The following is an 18585-nucleotide window of genomic DNA, read 5'->3' as shown; positions in this document are numbered from 1 at the left end:
TACCAAAAACGAGGTTTCTGTAGATTGTTGCGACTAGAAAAAAGGTAAAATTTCCTTTCAGGAATAGTTTTGAAATAGAAAGTATCTACCTTTATGGAAAAAAACATATCTGCGAATCTAAATTTCGCCGATTCATTATCAGATTTCCAAGAGGATGTTACAAAACTTTTAGATTTAAAAAATATCGAGGAATGGTCTGGAAGAATAGTTAAAGAAAGAGAAGAAAAAATTAGACAGGCTGCGTTAGTTTTAGCGGGTCAATGTATTGCCATATTATTGCATAAGCTTTCTCAATCAGAGTCAGCTCATAAAACAGCAATTAATCAAACCAAAGGTTGGTGGCATACCGATACGCGAAGACACGGTTATACGAAGAGGGAAATATTAACAGTAGGTAATGTTGTGGTAAGTCTCAAATTACCATACGTTGTTCAAAAAAAACAAAAAAAGGTGAAGAATAAATCTACTCATGTTGGGTTCTGTCCCTTGTTAAAATGGTTAGGAATGTCAGAGGGCTTGACTCCATTAGTTTGGTCAGATATTGCAAAATATGGTGCCATAGCTAGTTCTTTTAAAGCTGCACATACAATCTTGGACGATTGGGGAATTAATATTAGTGTTAAACGAATTGAACGATTGACATATAAATTTGGTCAAAGCGGCATTGATTTACGTCAAACTAAAATATCTAACTTGCAACAAGGGAAATTACCTGATGGAAATATACTTAAAGACCAAAGGGTTGTAATTGCTGTAGATGGCGGTAGGAGTAGAATTAGGATTAATAAAAAAGGTAGAAAAAATCTCAAAACAAACAAGCACGGCTTTACAGGGGAATGGGTTGAGCCAAAATTATTAACAATTTATGTGGTTGATGAACAGGGTAAAAAAGTTAAAGATGGCGAAATAAAGATTGTAAATGATGGCACTTATGAAGACTATAAAGGCTTTTTACTAATTTTAGAAATGCATCTGATTAGTTTGGGAATTAGTCAAGCAAAACAAGTTTTATTAATTGCTGACGGTGCTGAATGGATTTGGAAGCATATTCCCCCTCTTTTAAAGAAATTGAAATCTCCAGATGCGACTTATCAATTATTTGATTTTTACCATGTTACTGAGCGACTACAGAAATTTGCTGATGTAGCGTTTAGTGATGATAAGGAGCGGAATAATTGGTTTAAAAAAGCACGAAGAACTTTAAAAAAAAGTAATGCCATGACCATAATTAGGCAGATGGATGAATTTATCTTTGAAGCCACGGGAGAGCGTTGTAAAACTATGGTCATACAGAGAAATTACCTTTTACGTGCCTATCGTGAAAGGCGTTTAAATTACGCTAAGATACTAGACCAAAAACTACCAATAGGTAGTGGGGCAATTGAGAGTTTAATCCGTCAAGTTGTCAACTTAAGAATCAAGGGTAATAGTAAATTTTGGTTGAAAGAAAATGCAGAAATTATCTTACATCTGCGTTGTCAATGGATAGCTGAAAGTTGGGATAATTTTTGTGGTTCTATCTTTAATTCCTTTATCAAACCCCAAACAGCTTGATAAATTTTATACTTTAATCCTGTCTTTAATTTACTTTTTGACATAATTCATACCAAGTATGAAAGACTGATTGCAGATATTTTTATAAATAATCGTCAAATGACTTGCTAGCAATCTTTTTGAAATATTTCATCAAGATGGCTTTTTGTGTAAACCAGTATTTTATTTGCAAATAAAATCACCTTGTACCTAAATATAATTTTTAGCGATCGCACCTTTTTTGGCCGACCTCACAAAATCGCATTGCTCCCGCTTGGTTTTAACGGTTGAGAAATGCGACATTTTTAGCTCCCAGGCTTTCAAATTGGTTTGAGAAATAATAAAAGCGAGATATCCTTTTTGAGGTGAACACCCCAGAGGTGAACACCACATTTCCAATTCATTAGTTAGTCTTGAGCGAATACACCCTCGCCCAAGACTGTTTTTTACCTGAACTTGAAAGACATCACGGTAGCTTTCGATAAGCCCACGTCGTCAGTCGCAAGTGATTGTAGATTGCGTTGTTCATCTAACAACTTGGTGCGAATCTCTTGCATCTTTTGCTGCAATTGACTGCGCGTATCAGAACCAAGATTTTTGGACTCAATCGCTGGATCATTAACGATAGAATCTAAGTGCGCCATCATCGCCTCCAAGCTACTGCCTGCCTCTGGTGAAGCGTTTGCCAATAGCACTTGAACCTTCATCAGATGACGTTGCATCTTCTTTTTGAACTGCACCGGCTTACGTCCTGGCTCCCAGTCGCTCAATTCTTCTAACAACTGCGCGGCTAGTTGTTCACCGCCAGCGATCGCAGATTCCCGTAGCCTTTGCTCCAGATTTTGGTCATACTGCTGAATGAACTTGGTAATCTGGTCTAGACATTCGGCTTGCTGCTGGTTCAGTTGTTCGGACAATGCCGGGATAATTACCGGACGACCAATGACGACTTGCAAATAGTCTTCGAGATCGGTCAGAGTCGGGAATGCTCTTAACAAGTTGGCTTTGACTGACTCTTGCTTATCCTGTGCTAATTCCCAAGTGTTAAGCGAGAGGAACTGATCAATCCGTTCCTGATAATCAAGAAGTCCCGCTTCGTAATCAACTTTTAATTGATTGCGTAAACCAGGGGCGATATTATCTCTGATATTAAGTAGTTGGCTCCAAACGAGTGGAGCTAAATCAATCGGACAAATCCAGTCACCAGTATCACTACTCATCCACTCCTGAACTGAGGCGATTTCTTGACGAAGTTGTGCGGCAGCTTCATCCAGCTTCTTAAATACCTTGATTCCCCGCAAACCAACTTCAGAATTTGTAACTTTCACAAGGTCTGATTCTATTTCAGAGACTTCAGCTTTTAAGACATCTGCCCATTTAGGAGCGGCAGATTTTGTACTTTTCTTTAACTGGATACGAAAGCGAATGCGGGTTTTATTTAACTGTGAGAAATTGTGGCGCTCGACTACTGCATCAGTTAGGAAATTGGCAACGATAGTGTTGTCGATTACTTGTACCATGATTATTAACCTCAATCATTATTTTTCACTTTCAATTAAGCGAAGCTTTCTTTGTGGTGATTTCTCAAGAGAGCGAATGTCTGTAGTAGCTCTATAGATTACTTTTTTAGAGCCATTTTGTAGTCGGATATGTCTTTTAATGACTGGTGGTTTATGTATTGACATGGCTCAAAATAGTTGAAGTTGCTGTGAATTATCCTGTGCCACAGGCTTGTTATAAACCATGCTTTCGACTTCATAACAACGGGTCATAAGTTTGTTGCGATTTAGTCGAAAGCTGGCTTTTTTTCTTTGATTTGGCAGAGGTACAAATAGATACTGTGGATGTTGGATAGTACCTGCATCGCCTAAGTATCGGCAATGTGTACCATTAATTTGGTAAACTTTTGATGAGCTTAACAGCGTTGTATCGTAAACTTTAATCAAATTTAATTCCATCTTAGTAGCAGTGAAGTGTGCCATAATTTGTTGTGGAATCGATTTTTCTCTACAGTCAGATTTAATCAGTCTGACTGTAGAGTTTTTCACGAATAATTCGTTGTCTTTGCGTTAATTATTGATTGAGAGTGACAGAAGATTACAGATAAAAACGCTCAAAAATCTGATGAAGTTTTTCCTTTAATTCATCAGGCAGAGCCTTAAAGTTAAATTCGTCTGATTCCCAAACTTCATCAATACTTGTAGACTCATCGATAATGTTTGCAATCAAACAAGATTCATCGTCGTAGTTCCAGCCATTTGCTAGGAGCCACGGCAGAACTCCCTCAGATTGCAATAGTTTATCGATATCGAACGAGTCAGAAAACTGCTGTAAGTTTTCGATATTGGGGTGAACAATTGTTGTTGTCATTTCTTTTGATTGGTGAATAAGTAGACAGCAAAAAGAGGGGGAAAGGTTAAAGGGGAAAGGGAAAGGGATTCATGAATTAAATCATCCTTAGAAAAGTAAGGCTTTTACCTTTACCCCTTTCCCTTTTCCCATTCCCCTTCTTCATTAGCTGTAGACAAGGCTTAAGCAACTTCTAATTACAGTTGCCCAAACCCTGTTTACAACAAGTTAGAACACCATTTCTGCCGCAGCTTTGGTTACAGCAATTGCCTGCTTGCTGACCTCGCGCCAGTTCGTTTCTTCGCTGTAGGATGCCATAACTAATTCCGACCCAACCCATACCCGACAGAACAACACGTTTTCATCTGTCGTACCTGGAGTAGGCTGTAGTGTGATGGGAGAATATAATTGTTGTGGGGTTAAAGTTGCGATCGCGGCTAATACAGATTTAGCAAAGTGAGTATCATGCCCACTTTCTAATATATAGGGTCTGTCTGCTTGAATTGTAATCAGCAACTTATAAACTTCTTTACCTCTGCGCTCACACTTCTCAAATTTGAGTTCTTTTAGATATCCAGTTAAGGCAGTTTGAGTAATCGCACTCGCTTCACTGTTGTTTAGGGTGTACCACAGTGAACCATTGTGACGATTACAGTAGATTTTGCAACTGCCAGCTTCAGAATGCAATCCCAGTTTTGGCTTATTGATTGCTGCGACTAACTGCTTGAGTAGTTCCTCTTGACGCATTAAGGCAGCAAGTAGTTCAGCATTTTCTTGAGGGTTCATTGTTCAATACCAATACATTTCACTTTCACATTGGCGAAGCCGTTGACTACAAATGTATGAAATGTAGAGCCAATAAAACAGCGCTCTTGATTTCACAAAAGCGCTTTTTATTACTAATTATTTGTAGTTATGGATTACTAGTGTGAATTAAATCTTGCCAGCAAATCTTCACGGGATAAACTAGACAATTCCAGTAAAAATCTTGCAAAGTCATCTGGTGATAACTGCAACAAAGTATCAACTACTCTTGACAGTTCTTCATCCACAGAACCAAACCGGAATCTCAACAAGTTTTCTACAACTTGGCGGCGTTCTAGTTGTACTCCTTGCTCCACCCCCTCCTGTACCGCTTGCGCTCTTGCTTCTTGATAAGCTTCTGTTAAATTCATAATTAACTCCTGGTCATCTTCAGTTAAATCTGTTTGTGTCATTACACTGATACGCCACCTGTAAACCATTTCTAGAACATTACGGCGGACAATATTCTCTGGTGGAAGGGCAACCAGTTCACTTACTGCTTGGATTTGTACTTTTCCCCGACCCAACAGCCTAAACCACAGCGTGTCTGGAGTTCGCGGTAGCTTGTTAATCGCTACTATTGCTGCTCTTACCCCTTCAGGCAGAAAGTACACTCCGCTCATCCAATTGTCTAAATCTAGTTTAGCTTCAAAAGCCTTGAGCAGAGCTTTGGAAGCACTGGGAGAAATAATCCACAGTTGTGCTAGCTCGTTCTCCGTTATTGTTATATCTTCCCTGTTGGCAAAACGTTGCGCGTCTGCAATCACAGTAAATAATTTTTGAAGGCAACTACGTACTTCTGTTCTATTTGGTTGATTACGAAACGGTTCTAGTAAAGTAGTATTTAATACCGCTATTCTACCCAATAATCCTAAAGTTTCTGCATCAACCGCAGATGTTGGTGTTGGCGAAAATAACACATCAACAAATCTTGTTTCATCAGTGACTTCCCTGTTAGTTTTTACTTCCCCAAAGGGAGAAAGTAACTCTTCTAAAAACTGCTTGGCAAATTTATCGTGAGGTTGTTGGGTCATTTTGTAAGGGCGAACTGTGTTTTATTTTACGAGGTTGAGAAAAGCTTAGTGGTGGGTATAAAAACCCACCATTTCACTTACGCCGCTACCAACTCCCGACGAACTTGCGGCAGTTCAATCGAAGCAGTTGCCCTGGACAGTCCCTCTACAGCCTCCCTGACAGACCAATACCGTACTCCATCACCACAGCGCCAATAGTAAGTCTTGAGGTCGTTTTCCCAGACTTCATCAGTGTTCCTGACCTTGAAGAGTATGCCCAAGAATTCACCATCTAGATATACATTGTGAGCCGTCTGAAAGTCAGTGCGTCCTACATAGGTCAGTCGATAGCCGTCTACTGGTTTGCACAAGTCTTCTGCACGAGTCCCGCGATAGGAGCAGTTTCCGCAGCCGTGACCATCACAATCTGGGCAGATAGCAGCAGGCATATTCCACTTCGGCAGTGTAAAATCCCATTCAGCCGGTGGGGTTAATATTCGAGCCTTGTGGGAAATATAACAACCAGCATGACCGATTACTTTATCAGAATGGTATTGAACGCTTAACGATAGCCAATCACAATCACCTAACAAGCCTATTTTCTCAGAAGCTTGTTTCAATTCCTCATCTTCTTTGTGATTGCACTTTACTGGAGCAGAAAGACTCGCTTTTACCTCTGCAACAGCGCGTTTGAATGGCTCTTTGTGATATCGAGCATAGCCGTGGGTCATTTTTACCCACACGATATCATCACTGTTGATCCAGATAGTCACTACATCTTCGAGCTTGCACTCTTTTGAGTAGTCCGACTGATTGACGATGGTTGCAATGATTTGGCGATCGCGTGTGGTTAACGGATCTTTTGTTGGCGTAGGGGCTAAACTTTGTGTCATCATTAGAAATTGCCTCTTCTTTAGATGGTTGGGGCATAGGGGCGATCGCTAAGTTTTCCAGGCCAGCGATCGTCCTATTTTTATTGGTCAGTTTGTTGTGCTTTCAGCACAACACTCTCAATCTAGAATTGGCGAAGCCTTATAGAACCCATTTGGGATCTTGGAAGAACGGGTAAAATGAGAAATAAATGCCGTACTCCAGCAGCTTAAGCGACGCATAGTGGGCAATCATTGAACCACTATTGCCGCAGAAAAAGCAAGCCAGACCACCAAAGTGGACAAAGCGACAAATCTTAGATGGTATCTTGTATCAACTCAATGCAGAAATACGTCCTGAGAGTTTTGTGATCGCCCATAGCGCTCTTGTAAAATCATTTTCAATTGTTGAGAATTCGCAAGAGAAAAAAGTTTATGGCAGATATGTCCGGTCAAGACCCCTCGGAAATCACAATGGCAACGGTTGATGAAGAACGAAAAGGCGCAACTTTCATCGGTACGGTCATCCTTGGGATAGATCCTGATGCTGGGGAAGTCGTTTTCTTTAGAGACTTTTTAATTGAAGATTATAAAGGCGAACTTACCGCAAATCTTGCAACAGATGGCGATATAACGAAAAGCATTGATTTAGGCGAACTCGATCATAAAAGCCCCAGTTTTAGGCTGCCAATTCCGTTGGGAACGGATACATTACCCTACAATACAGTCGTGTTGAGCGACAAAAAAAGCAAGAAAAAAATCCTGACGATCAATCTATAAAATTTGTAACTTAGCTCGTAGTTCAGCCAAATTCGATTGCCCTCCTGTATAGATATCAAATGGGTTCTATAAAAGTGTTCAAGGGTAAAGCGTATTAACTGATGTCAAAACACCAGACAGCACAAAGCTGTAGAGAAGATATTGGGATATTACCGTGTCCTCTGTACAGCCATGTGATAAGAATTGATTGAAAAGGCGATTGCATACTACTGAGTACGCAATCGCCTTAATTCTGGAAAGATTGAAGTTTTTACAACCAGTTTTTAGACTTGGTTGGTCATCGGAATCATCTCCGGTGGCTTGAGCAATACAAGTTTTTGGCTTCCGGCTGCTAGTCCCGGTGGCGGCTGGTTATTGTGGTTTCGTATCGTTAACTCGATTTGTAAGGGTTGAATTTTGAGCGCTTCTTTGTTTTTCAAAAGAGGCATCGCGCTCGTCTCCTCTCTTATGATTACTATACTACTACGCTCACCAGTAGTTGTCAAGCAATTTTTACTGGTGAGCGTAGTAGATAGTGTCTTAACTGTTGTAATCTATGTTCCAAATAAGTGAAGTGATATCCCCATCTAAAGCAGCACAAAGTTTCTCTAGAATTTCTGTACTAACAGTCATCTGATACCAATTTAATATGAAGCTGCATATAATAGAGGAAACAAACTCGATAAATTAAAAGAACCATGAGCCGCCCTTTTAAGATTGAAATCGCAGAGAGCGAAGAAGAACTTAAAAAACGTTTACAAACAGCGAATTTAGGAACCCAGAAAGAAAAGCTTATTATGCTGTGGTGGATAAAAAGCGGGCAGGTTAAAGAGCAGCAAGATATTGGAAAACGCTTGGCAAGAGATACTTCAACGGTCACGAGATGGTTGCAGAAGTACAAAACTGATGGGATATCAGGCTTATTAGAAATCAAAAAAGCACCAGGAGCAAAACGGAAAATCGATGATGCTGCGATCGCAGCACTTGAGGAGGAGTTAAAAACAGGAAAAGGCTTTAGTAGCTATGGTGCAATAGTTGAGTGGTTAAAAGAAGAACATGGACAAGATATAGAGTATGCAACGGTTTATGCGTGGGTTCGATATCGATTGGGGGCAAAACTAAAAGTGCCTCGCCCTCAAAGCCATAAGCAGGACGAAAAGTTGGTATCTGAGTTTAAAAAAAACTCGGTATCATACTCAATTGTCTAGAAGAACATTTAGCACCCGGCAAGTGTGTTCGCTACCTGTGCCAGGATGAAACTAGGGTTGGACTCAAAACTCTTACAGGAAAAGTGATTACAGCTTTTGGAGTCAAGCCCACTGTTAAGGTGATATGGCCGAGGGAAAACTTTTGGATTTATGGTGCAATTGAACCATTAACTGGAGACCACTTTCTTTATGAATATCCAAAACTAGATGGCGAGTGTTTTCAACAGTTTTTGGACTGGCTATCTGTGCAATTAGGCTCGGATTATGCAATTTTACAGATTGACCAAGCACCGGCTCATACAAGTTCAAAACTCCGTTGGCCAGAAAATATTATTCCTTTGTTTCAACCACCTTCAGCCCCTGAACTCAATCCCATTGAAAGACTTTGGCAACTCCTCAAAAAACCACTCAAAAATCAACTTTTTTCTTCTTTACAAGCTTTACGCGAGCGCATCCAAGAAATATTCGACCAACTTACTTTTGAGCAGGTAATTTCTGTCTCTTCTTACAACTTTATCCTGGAAGCTTTATTCTATGCAGCTTCATATTAAATTGGTATGAGTTGGTTTCTTTGGTTTGTTAATAAAGACATGAGGAGTCTCTAGCTGCTGAATATAAGCCACAGAAACTCCCACAGCATCAGATAGCTTTTGTCTACTATATCCAGCTTTGTCTCTTAGCTCCCTGAGTTTTTGGGCATTTTCTTCATTCCACCTAAACGCAGCGATGGGTGTTACATCTACTGTGATATTCATTTTTACTTTAATTTTATTTTCACTGCGCTCGCCAGTTGACATGATAATATGATTAATATACTGGTGTCAACCATAAGGCTACACCAAGCAAAGGTGAAAGCGATCGCTTGCCCTCGGGATCTCCCCGGCAGCTCCAGCGTTAGAAGTTTACTTGCCGCTACTCCAGGCTAGCTCCGCTACTTTTCCCGGTGGCACTTCAGTTTTGGTTCGTTGAATTAGTTTGCGATCCCTTTTTGCGTTCGGCTTAAAGACTCAGTATACTGAGTAATATTTAAGTTGAATCTCTCTAGCTATTTTCTTATCTAGAACTTAAAATAGTCGTTAATACTGTTTGCGGGACTTTGGTGCGACTTCCGAACCTAGCCTGTAATGCTATCCTAGCTTGTCGTGTCGTCATTCCCCGAACAGTACCCCTTCAAAAAAGCCACTATGTCAAAAATGGACATTAATCGGGCGAAGCAACATCAGCAAGTGGCAAGGGAAGATTTAGTCATGTTCATTAATGCCTGCCTCTCCTGCACAGGACAGCGTGAATTCTACGGTGATAGTTACGGGCAGCGCGTATCTATTGATTTTTTGCACGACTATATTTTAGGTAATTACCGCTTACTCTATACCCGAACATTGGCAGCAGGGATTAACCACTTCAACCAAGCGCAGATTATCCTCAAGTTACTGGCAACAGGAAAAGATACACCCCCTGAACATCGACAAGAAGAAGGTGCATTAATTGCCGCAGCATTAACAGCCTTACCAGCACAACGAGGTTGGGAAGTATTGCAACAGTTGCGGAAAAGAAGTATCAATAATCGTCGTAGCAGAGCGATCGCTCGTGATTATCTCCAGCAAAAACGTGACATCAACTTTGATGCTGTGAAATATCGCTCCAAATTTCGAGCGATCGCTTCCCATGCTCACCTCACCCTACCAGGAGAATTAGGTAATTTTCTCTTTGGGAAATGGAAACAGCAGGTTTATCAAACAGAATTATTCGAGACATTTCGCCAAGCACACTATAGCGCTCAAGCAGTTTATCAACTACCCTTTACAGTTGCCGAAGGTTTAGCAGCAAAACACGGAATTAAACGAGAAGTCTTTTTATCCCGTATTCAAGAGCAAATGACTTTGAATGAAAAATTGCGCTTTCAAAGTTCAGCCAACCGCACAGAAGTAGAAATCGACATTAATTTAGGTCGTCTCCCCCTAACTCGTTTGGCGCTGTATATTCTATCCTTGCCATTGGATACTCGCAAACAGCAGTGGGATATTTTAAACCAAGCATTAGAGAAATCTGCTGCCTTCACATTAAGAAAATCACCTCTAAAATTAGGACGAGTAGCCGCAGTTCTAGATTGCAGCTACTCCAGTTCCGGTTCAGCCGAAAAACATCGTCGTCCTCTAGGGGTAGCCTTAGCGACTCATTACTTATTAAAAGCAGCATCCCAGGAATACCAAGCTTTTTGGACTGCATCAACCAGCGATCCACTGCTGATTCTAGCTCGTGGACAAACAGACCTCGCTACTCCCCTACTCGATGCTTTGGAATGGGGCGCAGATTTAATAGTACTTGTCACCGATGGTTGGGAAAACGACCCTCCCAGTGGAGCATCGGAAATTCTACGTGTATATCGTAATCGTTTAGACCCAAAACAAAAAACTTCGATTATTCATTGCAATCCTGTTTACAATGCCGATGACTTTTCTTTACACCCCCTTAGCCCCACAATCCCCACAGTAGGATTACGGGATGCAGAAGATTTACCTACCATGTTGGGCTTTGCTCGATTTGCTGAAGGTTCTGCATCTTTAGCCGAATTGGAATCATATTTAGCAGAGCGAGTCAAGCAAATGTTAAGCGATACAGCAATCAAAACTCCTAAACCCAGGACTGATAAATCTTGAGCGACAATTATGGCATCCAAAAGCAATCTGTTAGCAGACATATCACTCAAAGGACTAGAAATTGCTCCTTCTCAAATACGGGGAGCAGTGCGGATTGTGCCATTATTGCGCCATCAAGTACGTAATGACTTGCGCTTGCTGCGTCGTAGTTACGATGAAGATTTAGCAGTTGTTTCCTTAGCGGGAGAAATGACAGCACCAGGAATGAAATATTTTTCCTATGTTCCTCACGGGCTAGTGTTGTCCTGGACTGATGACGGCAGCCCTGTAGGGGCTTTTGGAGGACAGCTTTTTAAAACAGATGGTAAACAGCTAAACTATGGTTGCGCCAGTGTCCGGTTGATGCACCGGATGGTGAAGCGGGAATCTAGTAATCAACTAAGATTTTTGCCACTTCACTTGGCAATGGAAGGCTTTTTATCAATGTTTTTCTCTGGCCCCGATATCGCCTGGAGTGAATATTCTAAGTATGCCCTTTCTCATGGGCTGGGTAGCCGAATGGAAAGCTCTTTTAGTGGACGTTACATTGCTGGACTTGAAGATGCTTTGCGGGTATTTGAAATTCACTCTCGACAGGTTGGGGTATTAGTATTTGTTGCTGAGACATTAGCATCAGCTTTTGTAGTACCGACCCCAGAGGACTATCGACTTTTGCACAATAGCTTGTTAAAAGATTTCTATGGTGAGTTATTGTACCAATACGCTTTACTGCACGATACAACTTTGACCATGAATGTATCTTTAGATGAGTCAAAAATTAATGATTTAAAAGCTTTGAGAGCAGCAGTACAAAATATGCGTTCAGATTGGGCATCGTTTCAGGGTTTCATGGCAGACGGACTGTTAGGACGCAAGTTAATTTCTCAAAAAGTCTATACTGCTGGTTCGTTCATGTTACAACGATTTATTACTGACCTCAACCCCAACGAAGAAAATCATATTGGGGAAGCAATTATTCGAGAGAATGGTGAATTGGAGTATTTAAAGACTTATCGCTTATCAGGTATGCAGACTCGCCGAGTTTATTTGCTGAGTCAGTTAGCGAACCATAATTGGAATTTGGATGCTACAGCTAGTAAATTGGGCAATACACGAGAGGAATTTGTGCTGCGTTTAGAGAAGGTGGGTTTTGGTTATTTGCTTAATGCAGAAGTAAGACAAGCAGCATTAAAAAAAGTCAAGGGAAAAAGGTGATATAGGTCTATTATCCTGATTAATTTGAATAAACATCTTTAAAGCTTCGGAGTCAATTGAACAATCTTGATTTTAATGAAACATTTTTACTGCTTAACTGAAAGCTGTGTTTCGTCGTAGTTATTTTTCGCACCCAATCCCATCACCATCTCGGTCAAACCCATGAGGATCTGGTGGCAGCACTTTAAACCTTCGTTGGCTAATATCTCGGCAATCTAAGTCTGGTGAATTCTTTGGAATGCAAAAATCTGGGTAAGAGGGATCACAGTTATTCTGTTGCTGCGGTTGAATCGGGACTGATGTTGTCTTTTGGGTAGCTCTGTGGCGGAAGTCCCAAGGCATCACAGGATTAGCCTGATTCCAAAATGCTAAACGCTGTTGTTTGGCGGTGTTTTCACCCTGCAACAAACTATCTTTAGATTGTGGGCAACTTTTGAGATACTGACGATACACTACAGCCTGTCCCTCTTGCACCATACTCACGTTGACACTGCGATTCTCGACAAACACCTCTGCAACTAAGCGCTTATATTTGTCAGTTTCAATAGCACGTAGGGTAACGGACTGTCCTACTGGAAGTAATTGCTTTAGTCGCGTTGCCGATTGTTGACCCCAAGGATTCTGTTTCATCTCTGGTGCATCAATGCAAGCGAGGCGGAGTGTTACAGTTTTGTTACCAGTTCTCACCCGTATGGTGTCACCGTCGCCTACGCTTACAACTGTGGCGGTAAGATTTTTGGCAAATACGGGTAACGACATTTGAGCTACAAGCAGAACGCTAATTGCAACAAAGGAAATTTTTGGAAGCATCTGTAGTAATAATCACTATATAATACTTATGATGCCCAGACAACTAATTAAAAGTAGCTAATAAAATCAGTAAAGTTAAATTAATAACCCAAATTGTTAGTTAAGTTTGTGCTGCTCTTTTGTCGCAACTGATAATCGTCATACACTAACATTGACTAAATCAACATCAGCAAGCCATATTGTTCTGCTTTGGGCAGACACTTCTTCTAAAATTGGAGAGCGCCACTCTACCCCATAAAGCCAATTATCTTTGAGGCTAAAAATTCCTTGAATAATACGGCGTGTCGGCTGTTCACCGAAATCAACCTCAACTATATCCCCCAATTTAAAAGCTGGAGTAGAAACAGTGGACTTTTCTAATAGATTTGTTCTATGAAATTCTTGTTCAGCTAAGTAGAGAGTTTCACTCTGGCAAACAATTGCATAAATCCATTCCTGTCTTTCCCACTGAACACCACAGCAGTAGCCTGACAAGTTTGAGATTGGCAACAAAACTTTTTCTAACATTCTTACTGCTACTGGAGGCATGGTCTGACCCCACTCAGGAGAAATATGCCAACAAGATTCTAAAGCGGTAATTTGGTTAATCATCTGGGAATGTTGTTCTCTTTTTTATACATACACTCACTTGCTTCAGTCTGATCCGGAATATAATTTAAATATCGGGAAGCTAACGCAACAGATGGGGATTTAAACCCAATCAATTCGAGAGCCTCCCGATTTGAGAAGACTTTACTGATTCACTAATTCGTAACTAAGATAAAATTATTTTGGCAGTAGCGATCGCCTGCTCCACACTCTCCACAATATAAACATTTTCTGGCGACAGTTTTTTAAAGAAAAGTTTACTTTCTTCATCATTATTCAACAAAATTACTTGCTTATTTGCTTTCAAAGCTAGAGCAATTTCTGAAGCGGTTCCTGCACCCATCCCGCAAGCAATTACCACATCACTGGTAAGAACGTTAATATTGTTCCTAGAATTACCCATGTCTGTGAAAATAGCAATATCCACCCAAGAGGACATACCATCCTGATTTTCACCTGGAAGAATACCAATAGTTAAACCATCAGCAGATTTTGCACCTTTACTTACTGCATCCATTACCCCTACATTTCTACCACCAGTGACTAAAACCCATCCTTGTTTGGCAATAAGTTGACCTAATATATAAGCATTTTGTAAATCATTTGCTGTCGCATTTTCTCCTCTCCCCATAACACCAATAATAATTCTTCGCATAAAATTTCAGGTGATACTGGTTTTGGGCAACAAGTCAAAGCTTTCTCCATAAAAGGGCAATTGGCTGAGGCGTTAGGAAGATAGCAATCGACCTCTTTTGGCAGTGAAGCGCGTTTGCCTCACTTTAATAATTCTTTGCCTGCTCATCCAAAAAACACCATAACCACTGTTCTCCTAATTCAGCCGAGCTAATTACTGAATGTCCAGTTTCCTCGTAATGCCGTCGGGCATGTTGATGAACAGAAGAATCACAGCACAGCATCTTGCCGCAACTTTGACAAATACGCAGATGCACCCAGCGACTGTTTATTAGGATACACTCTTCACAACGGAATACTGGATAGTTTGCTTTAGAGATCAGAGTTTCCGTAGTCAGATTGTCTAAATGTTCGCAACTCATAGGAATTTGAATGACACGTTAATCAGAGTATAGATTAGTGCAGAGAAACTTCTATTTAATACAGAAATGGCTGCGCCAACGCCTGCCAGAGAATGCCCGAATGTGAATAGCGCCTCTTTTTTTGAGAAGGGCTGTAAGTCAACGCTACAGCTTTGCAATACAACCAAATTTTTAATTAAACATCAATATTCATCTGTTCTATCTGTCTAGCAGCTTTATCCCACAGCTTTGCAGAAGCCTCATCTTTCCAATGATTTCTGAGATTTTCTGCTTTTTTATGACTGATTCTTTCTAACATTTCTAGAACTGCGGCTAATGTTAATTGATCAACAATTGTCTCTAAAGACTCCATGTATTCTTTTGTCATAACTAACCTCTTGAATAACTTTTCGTTGCCTTATGCTGTCTTGAGAAAAGCGAGAGTTACAGCTTTACAGTGATTGGATAGCCAGTGGTAAAACAATTTATCTATGGCGCTACTTTTTCTTTAAACTGTTTCCCAGCAGAAAACGCAGGCACTTTGGTCGCTGGAATAGTCATTGGCTCATTGGTTTTGGGATTACGCCCTTCGCGCTCTGAGCGTTCGCGTCGCTCGAATGACCCAAACCCAATCAGCGTTACCTTTTCACCATTAGCTACAGCCTCGGTAACAACTGACAAAAAAGCACTAATGACTTCATCGGCTTGCTTTTTTGTGACGTTGGCTTTGGCTGCTACAGCATCCACTAGTTCACCTTTGTTCATAAATCACCCTGAATCATTGCAAGTAATCGAAATCTAGCATTATTACCTCTTATCTAGAAAGGGGAAAAGGAATAATTTTCTAGCAACACGCGAAAATTAACAAAGCACGACGACTGTTACTGTGTCGATTTGGCACGATATATAATCGCTATTTTGCTCCAAAACCGTCTAATTGGTGTAACGGTTTTGTTTTCGATTAGGTAAATCCATCTTCATATTCAGCCACAAGAGATAGGACATCTATTTAGTACACAAGTACTATAAATAGCCAGGGAACGTTCAATAGGCAATCGATACTTCGTTCCTCTGGCAGCAATCGCAGCATATAGAGGCTATGCCTTGAGCAACTATGTTACCTTTTCCAAATTTAGAAGCTCTACCTATTGAGCGACAACGAGCAGAGGATTCATAATTTACAATGCAGCCAGGATTTAACTATCAATTAGTTAAATCCTGGCTGCATTATAAAACTTCTAGCATTAACAGAGAGATACTATAGGACTCAATTAATTGTGTCTTTGGAATTTATGCAGCTAATTGAATCTGGCAAAGCCGCCATATTTCTTTATATTTAATACAAGAAAAATCGTTAAAAAATAAAAGTTTTAATTTCTACAATGTGCAGGAGAATAAATAATGGAGTGGGTGTATTTGTTGGTTGCAGGGTTGTTAGAAATTGCATGGGCAATTGGTTTGAAATATTCACAAGGCTTTACTAAACTGGCTTTCAGCATTCCCACAGTTGTTTGTATGATATTGAGTTTTTTCTTTCTATCGATAGCACTACGCACATTACCAGTAGGTACTGCTTACGCCGTTTGGACTGGCATAGGAGCAATGGGTACGGCTTTCTTAGGAGTATTTTTATTTGGTGAACCTGCTTCTGTAAAGCGTTTTATTTGCATTGGCTTAATTTGTGCAGGTGTACTGGGACTGAGATTAGTATCAAGTCGTTAATCCTGCCAAACAGAAGCCTAACTTTTCCTGTTATCTTTTTAGTAGAGCTATCATTTATTATGCACATATCTCTAAACGCTATTCTCTCGTGATTTATTACCATTAAAATTAATTCTTTAAGTTTGCCCTCAGCAATGGTTTCTCTAACACAAAAGCTCCCAAACTGGATCTTTGCGCCAGATTTCCCATCAACACGCCACTCATCACTCCAATAGCCCACATCAGCAGGGCTTTTGGCAATAAGAGAGGGAATCGATTGGGGAGATGATAGACTATGCTCTGCTTGAGCGATGTCTACGACAGGCTGTCCGGTGTCGCTTGATTAAATGCCTTTGCGGAACATGATAGCCATCCCACAATGAAGACTTAGCCAATAGCCGAAAATAGCGTAAAAAGAAATTTATAAGAGGTCAATGCTTTCACTATTTGGAGCGGCTCAACAAGAACGTCCAATGAGCCATCAAAGAGACTCACGTAAGCGTTCCAAGCTCGAACATTAAAGCCGAACCTGCGTGTATCGCCATATCTGCGCTCGTAGAAATCTACAAGCTCCCATCTCTGACTAGTGCCTAAAAATTCGAGGATTTCATGCGTGTATATATGAAGGTGGTAGGGGACATGCACAGGGTTATAATGATCGGGTAAGTCGGGTCGATTTAGGTCGATATTAGCAGCGTTAGGTGTAGTGATTAGAATATAACCCTTAGAAGATAGCAGGCTGTTTAATTGGCTTAATAATGCATTAGGGTCTTCAACGTGTTCGATGACCTCATGGAGCAAAATGTAATCAAATTGCCCATGCCCAAGAACTGCCGGATTGCCGAAGCTATCCTCTGATGCATAAGGATCATAACCGTAGGAGTTGGTAAAGCCGCGTTCCCGAAAATATTGTACAAACAGACCGTTGCCACCACAACCATAATCGAGCAAAGAGTGAGTTTTAGAAAACCCATGTTTAGTCAACTGACGATATACATTGCTACACAAAGATCGATATCCCTGTGTTAATTTAGCTTGAGAAAGAGGGTATTTTGCATAGTAATGGTCGAGATCCACCGTATCTAGACAATGAATCGTCTTACAGTGCGGACATCTCCAAACCTTGAACTTTTCGCCTATAAAGGCTCTAACATTACAAGGGAACGTAAAAAATACAGATTTATCATTTGCATCAAGATGATAATGACAAATCACGCATTCAAGGCGTTGCTTGTTTGTATTAACTTGTTTCGGTTGCAATTGCATGAGAATTTATCTAAACCTCATCCAGCTTGAAAACTGGAGTTTTCTAGAAAACATATTACTGTGAATGAGTGGGTACAGAGGATGAAACAGGAATACTTAAAGTAGAATGCGTAGGCGCAGCCAGCCTTTTCTACGAGACGCTCTGCGCGTTTGGCATTGCTGAGATGAAAGTACCTCCGTGTCAGCTTTCAACAAGAATTGCTTGTATGGGGGTGGCTAAAACGCGTAAGTCTGGGGTTAATTCCCGAATTATCTCACTTTTGAACAGATTTTGAACATAGCGATCGCGGCTGGTGTGTACATTCCACAAGTTGATTTTATGATTGAAATAAGTGCTGAATATCAAGCCATACTTAAAAAGTAATTTAGGCAGGAATGATTAAAGCAATTAGTGAACGCTTATCAAGTGATTGAACTTTTCCTACAGAGTTCAGATCACTTACAACCCGATCTAATAGTTCTCCAGCTTGCTCACGATATTGATGTTCCCGACCTCGTAAACGAACGGCAAACTTCACCGAATCGCCTTTACTTAACCACCCAACTGCTTGTTCAATACGTAACTTATAATCAGCTACACCTATATTCAAACCAAACCGAACTTCTTTTACTACTGGTCTAGCACTTTGTGCCTGACGCTTTTTCTTTTGATACTGAAGCTTGCCATAATTCAAAATCTTTGCAACTGGAGCCTCTTTTCCTTCAGACACTAATACTAGGTCTAACTCTAGGCTTTCGGCTAGCTGTAATGCTTCATTGGTATCGGTCAAACCACGATTATTATTCTCATGGTCAATCAA

24 protein-coding genes are annotated in these 18585 nt (G+C 40.5%); 8 read left to right on the top strand and 16 right to left on the bottom strand.

The window, feature by feature from the left end; translation table 11 throughout:
* Positions 1–93: 93 nt before the first annotated feature.
* The gene (locus FD724_RS31675; RefSeq protein ID WP_179075711.1) at positions 94–1554 is read left to right on the top strand and encodes an ISLre2 family transposase; all 1461 of its coding nucleotides are present in this window, start codon (positions 94–96) and stop codon (positions 1552–1554) included.
* A 425-nt stretch (positions 1555–1979) separates the two neighbouring features.
* Here the strand turns inward: FD724_RS31675 and FD724_RS31670 are convergent, their stop codons facing one another.
* The 6 genes from FD724_RS31670 to FD724_RS31645 all read right to left on the bottom strand — a co-directional run bounded on the left by FD724_RS31670 (position 1980) and on the right by FD724_RS31645 (position 6595).
* Positions 1980–3053, bottom strand: a complete 1074-nt coding sequence (locus FD724_RS31670) for a hypothetical protein (protein ID WP_179075710.1) — start codon at positions 3051–3053, stop codon at positions 1980–1982.
* Positions 3054–3221: 168 nt separating this feature from the next.
* Entirely contained in the window at positions 3222–3581 is a 360-nt protein-coding gene (locus FD724_RS31665; protein WP_256874635.1) for a hypothetical protein, read from the bottom strand.
* Positions 3582–3630: 49 nt separating this feature from the next.
* The gene (locus FD724_RS31660; protein ID WP_179075709.1) at positions 3631–3903 is read right to left on the bottom strand and encodes a hypothetical protein; all 273 of its coding nucleotides are present in this window, start codon (positions 3901–3903) and stop codon (positions 3631–3633) included.
* A 207-nt stretch (positions 3904–4110) separates the two neighbouring features.
* Positions 4111–4668, bottom strand: coding sequence for a hypothetical protein (locus tag FD724_RS31655; RefSeq protein ID WP_179075708.1), 558 nt, complete (start codon positions 4666–4668; stop codon positions 4111–4113).
* A 137-nt stretch (positions 4669–4805) separates the two neighbouring features.
* Positions 4806–5720 carry a hypothetical protein gene (locus FD724_RS31650; protein ID WP_179075707.1) on the bottom strand — a complete coding sequence of 305 codons (915 nt, stop codon included), beginning with the start codon at positions 5718–5720 and terminating at the stop codon, positions 4806–4808.
* 77 nt (positions 5721–5797) lie between these two features.
* Positions 5798–6595, bottom strand: a complete 798-nt coding sequence (locus FD724_RS31645) for a hypothetical protein (RefSeq protein ID WP_179075706.1) — start codon at positions 6593–6595, stop codon at positions 5798–5800.
* On the opposite strand from FD724_RS31645, the gene FD724_RS31640 reads away from it, so the two are divergent.
* On the top strand, positions 6586–6768 hold the full coding sequence (locus tag FD724_RS31640) for a hypothetical protein (RefSeq protein WP_179075705.1): 183 nt from the start codon (positions 6586–6588) through the stop codon (positions 6766–6768). The two genes, FD724_RS31645 and FD724_RS31640, sit on opposite strands and share 10 nt — an antisense overlap.
* Before the next feature lie 235 nt (positions 6769–7003).
* A complete protein-coding gene (locus FD724_RS31635; protein ID WP_179075704.1) occupies positions 7004–7348 on the top strand; it encodes a hypothetical protein in 345 nt (114 codons plus the stop codon).
* A 263-nt stretch (positions 7349–7611) separates the two neighbouring features.
* Here FD724_RS31635 and FD724_RS31630 read toward each other — a convergent pair whose 3' ends face one another.
* Positions 7612–7776 (bottom strand): hypothetical protein, encoded by a 165-nt coding sequence (locus FD724_RS31630; protein ID WP_179075703.1) that lies wholly within the window; start codon positions 7774–7776, stop codon positions 7612–7614.
* Between the two features lie 249 nt (positions 7777–8025).
* Between FD724_RS31630 and FD724_RS31625 the strand changes: the two genes are divergently transcribed.
* Positions 8026–8535 (top strand): helix-turn-helix domain-containing protein, encoded by a 510-nt coding sequence (locus FD724_RS31625; protein ID WP_179071244.1) that lies wholly within the window; start codon positions 8026–8028, stop codon positions 8533–8535.
* Positions 8517–9086: an IS630 family transposase gene (locus tag FD724_RS31620; protein ID WP_179075367.1), complete on the top strand. Its 570-nt coding sequence runs from the start codon at positions 8517–8519 to the stop codon at positions 9084–9086. Before FD724_RS31625 ends, FD724_RS31620 begins: the two co-directional genes overlap by 19 nt.
* Here FD724_RS31620 and FD724_RS31615 read toward each other — a convergent pair.
* On the bottom strand, positions 9078–9332 hold the full coding sequence (locus tag FD724_RS31615) for a helix-turn-helix domain-containing protein (RefSeq protein ID WP_256874634.1): 255 nt from the start codon (positions 9330–9332) through the stop codon (positions 9078–9080). The genes FD724_RS31620 and FD724_RS31615 overlap by 9 nt on opposite strands.
* A gap of 396 nt (positions 9333–9728) precedes the next feature.
* Here FD724_RS31615 and FD724_RS31610 point away from each other — a divergent pair, with 396 nt between their 5' ends.
* Both FD724_RS31610 and FD724_RS31605 read left to right on the top strand, forming a co-directional pair.
* Positions 9729–11192: a hypothetical protein gene (locus tag FD724_RS31610; protein WP_179075879.1), complete on the top strand. Its 1464-nt coding sequence runs from the start codon at positions 9729–9731 to the stop codon at positions 11190–11192.
* A 9-nt stretch (positions 11193–11201) separates the two neighbouring features.
* Positions 11202–12386, top strand: a complete 1185-nt coding sequence (locus FD724_RS31605) for a hypothetical protein (RefSeq protein ID WP_179075702.1) — start codon at positions 11202–11204, stop codon at positions 12384–12386.
* Between the two features lie 120 nt (positions 12387–12506).
* On the opposite strand, the gene FD724_RS31600 is transcribed toward FD724_RS31605, so the two are convergent.
* The 6 genes from FD724_RS31600 to FD724_RS31575 form a co-directional block, all read right to left on the bottom strand.
* Complete coding sequence (locus FD724_RS31600) at positions 12507–13196, bottom strand: thermonuclease family protein (protein ID WP_256874632.1); 690 nt, start codon at positions 13194–13196, stop codon at positions 12507–12509.
* 138 nt (positions 13197–13334) lie between these two features.
* Positions 13335–13787, bottom strand: a complete 453-nt coding sequence (locus tag FD724_RS31595) for a DUF1392 family protein (protein WP_179075701.1) — start codon at positions 13785–13787, stop codon at positions 13335–13337.
* Positions 13788–13950: 163 nt separating this feature from the next.
* Positions 13951–14439, bottom strand: a complete 489-nt coding sequence (locus FD724_RS31590; protein WP_179075700.1) for a TIGR00725 family protein — start codon at positions 14437–14439, stop codon at positions 13951–13953.
* A 124-nt stretch (positions 14440–14563) separates the two neighbouring features.
* Positions 14564–14839, bottom strand: a complete 276-nt coding sequence (locus FD724_RS31585; RefSeq protein ID WP_084227073.1) for a UBP-type zinc finger domain-containing protein — start codon at positions 14837–14839, stop codon at positions 14564–14566.
* 175 nt (positions 14840–15014) lie between these two features.
* Positions 15015–15206, bottom strand: coding sequence for a hypothetical protein (locus FD724_RS31580; protein WP_179075699.1), 192 nt, complete (start codon positions 15204–15206; stop codon positions 15015–15017).
* A 101-nt stretch (positions 15207–15307) separates the two neighbouring features.
* On the bottom strand, positions 15308–15583 hold the full coding sequence (locus FD724_RS31575) for an HU family DNA-binding protein (RefSeq protein WP_179075698.1): 276 nt from the start codon (positions 15581–15583) through the stop codon (positions 15308–15310).
* 636 nt (positions 15584–16219) lie between these two features.
* Between FD724_RS31575 and sugE the strand changes: the two genes are divergently transcribed.
* On the top strand, positions 16220–16540 hold the full coding sequence (gene sugE, locus FD724_RS31570) for a quaternary ammonium compound efflux SMR transporter SugE (RefSeq protein ID WP_179075697.1): 321 nt from the start codon (positions 16220–16222) through the stop codon (positions 16538–16540).
* Between the two features lie 366 nt (positions 16541–16906).
* On the opposite strand, the gene FD724_RS31565 is transcribed toward sugE, so the two are convergent.
* The gene (locus FD724_RS31565; protein WP_256874631.1) at positions 16907–17785 is read right to left on the bottom strand and encodes a bifunctional 2-polyprenyl-6-hydroxyphenol methylase/3-demethylubiquinol 3-O-methyltransferase UbiG; all 879 of its coding nucleotides are present in this window, start codon (positions 17783–17785) and stop codon (positions 16907–16909) included.
* Between the two features lie 365 nt (positions 17786–18150).
* Positions 18151–18585, bottom strand: a complete 435-nt coding sequence (gene infC / locus FD724_RS31560; protein WP_256874630.1) for a translation initiation factor IF-3 — start codon at positions 18583–18585, stop codon at positions 18151–18153.

It is taken from the genome of Nostoc sp. C057 (assembly GCF_013393925.1).
GTDB classification, from domain to species: Bacteria; Cyanobacteriota; Cyanobacteriia; order Cyanobacteriales; family Nostocaceae; genus Nostoc; species Nostoc muscorum_A.
The sequence above is the reverse complement of the archived record's forward strand: the minus strand, read 5'-3'. Positions and strand labels throughout refer to the sequence as shown.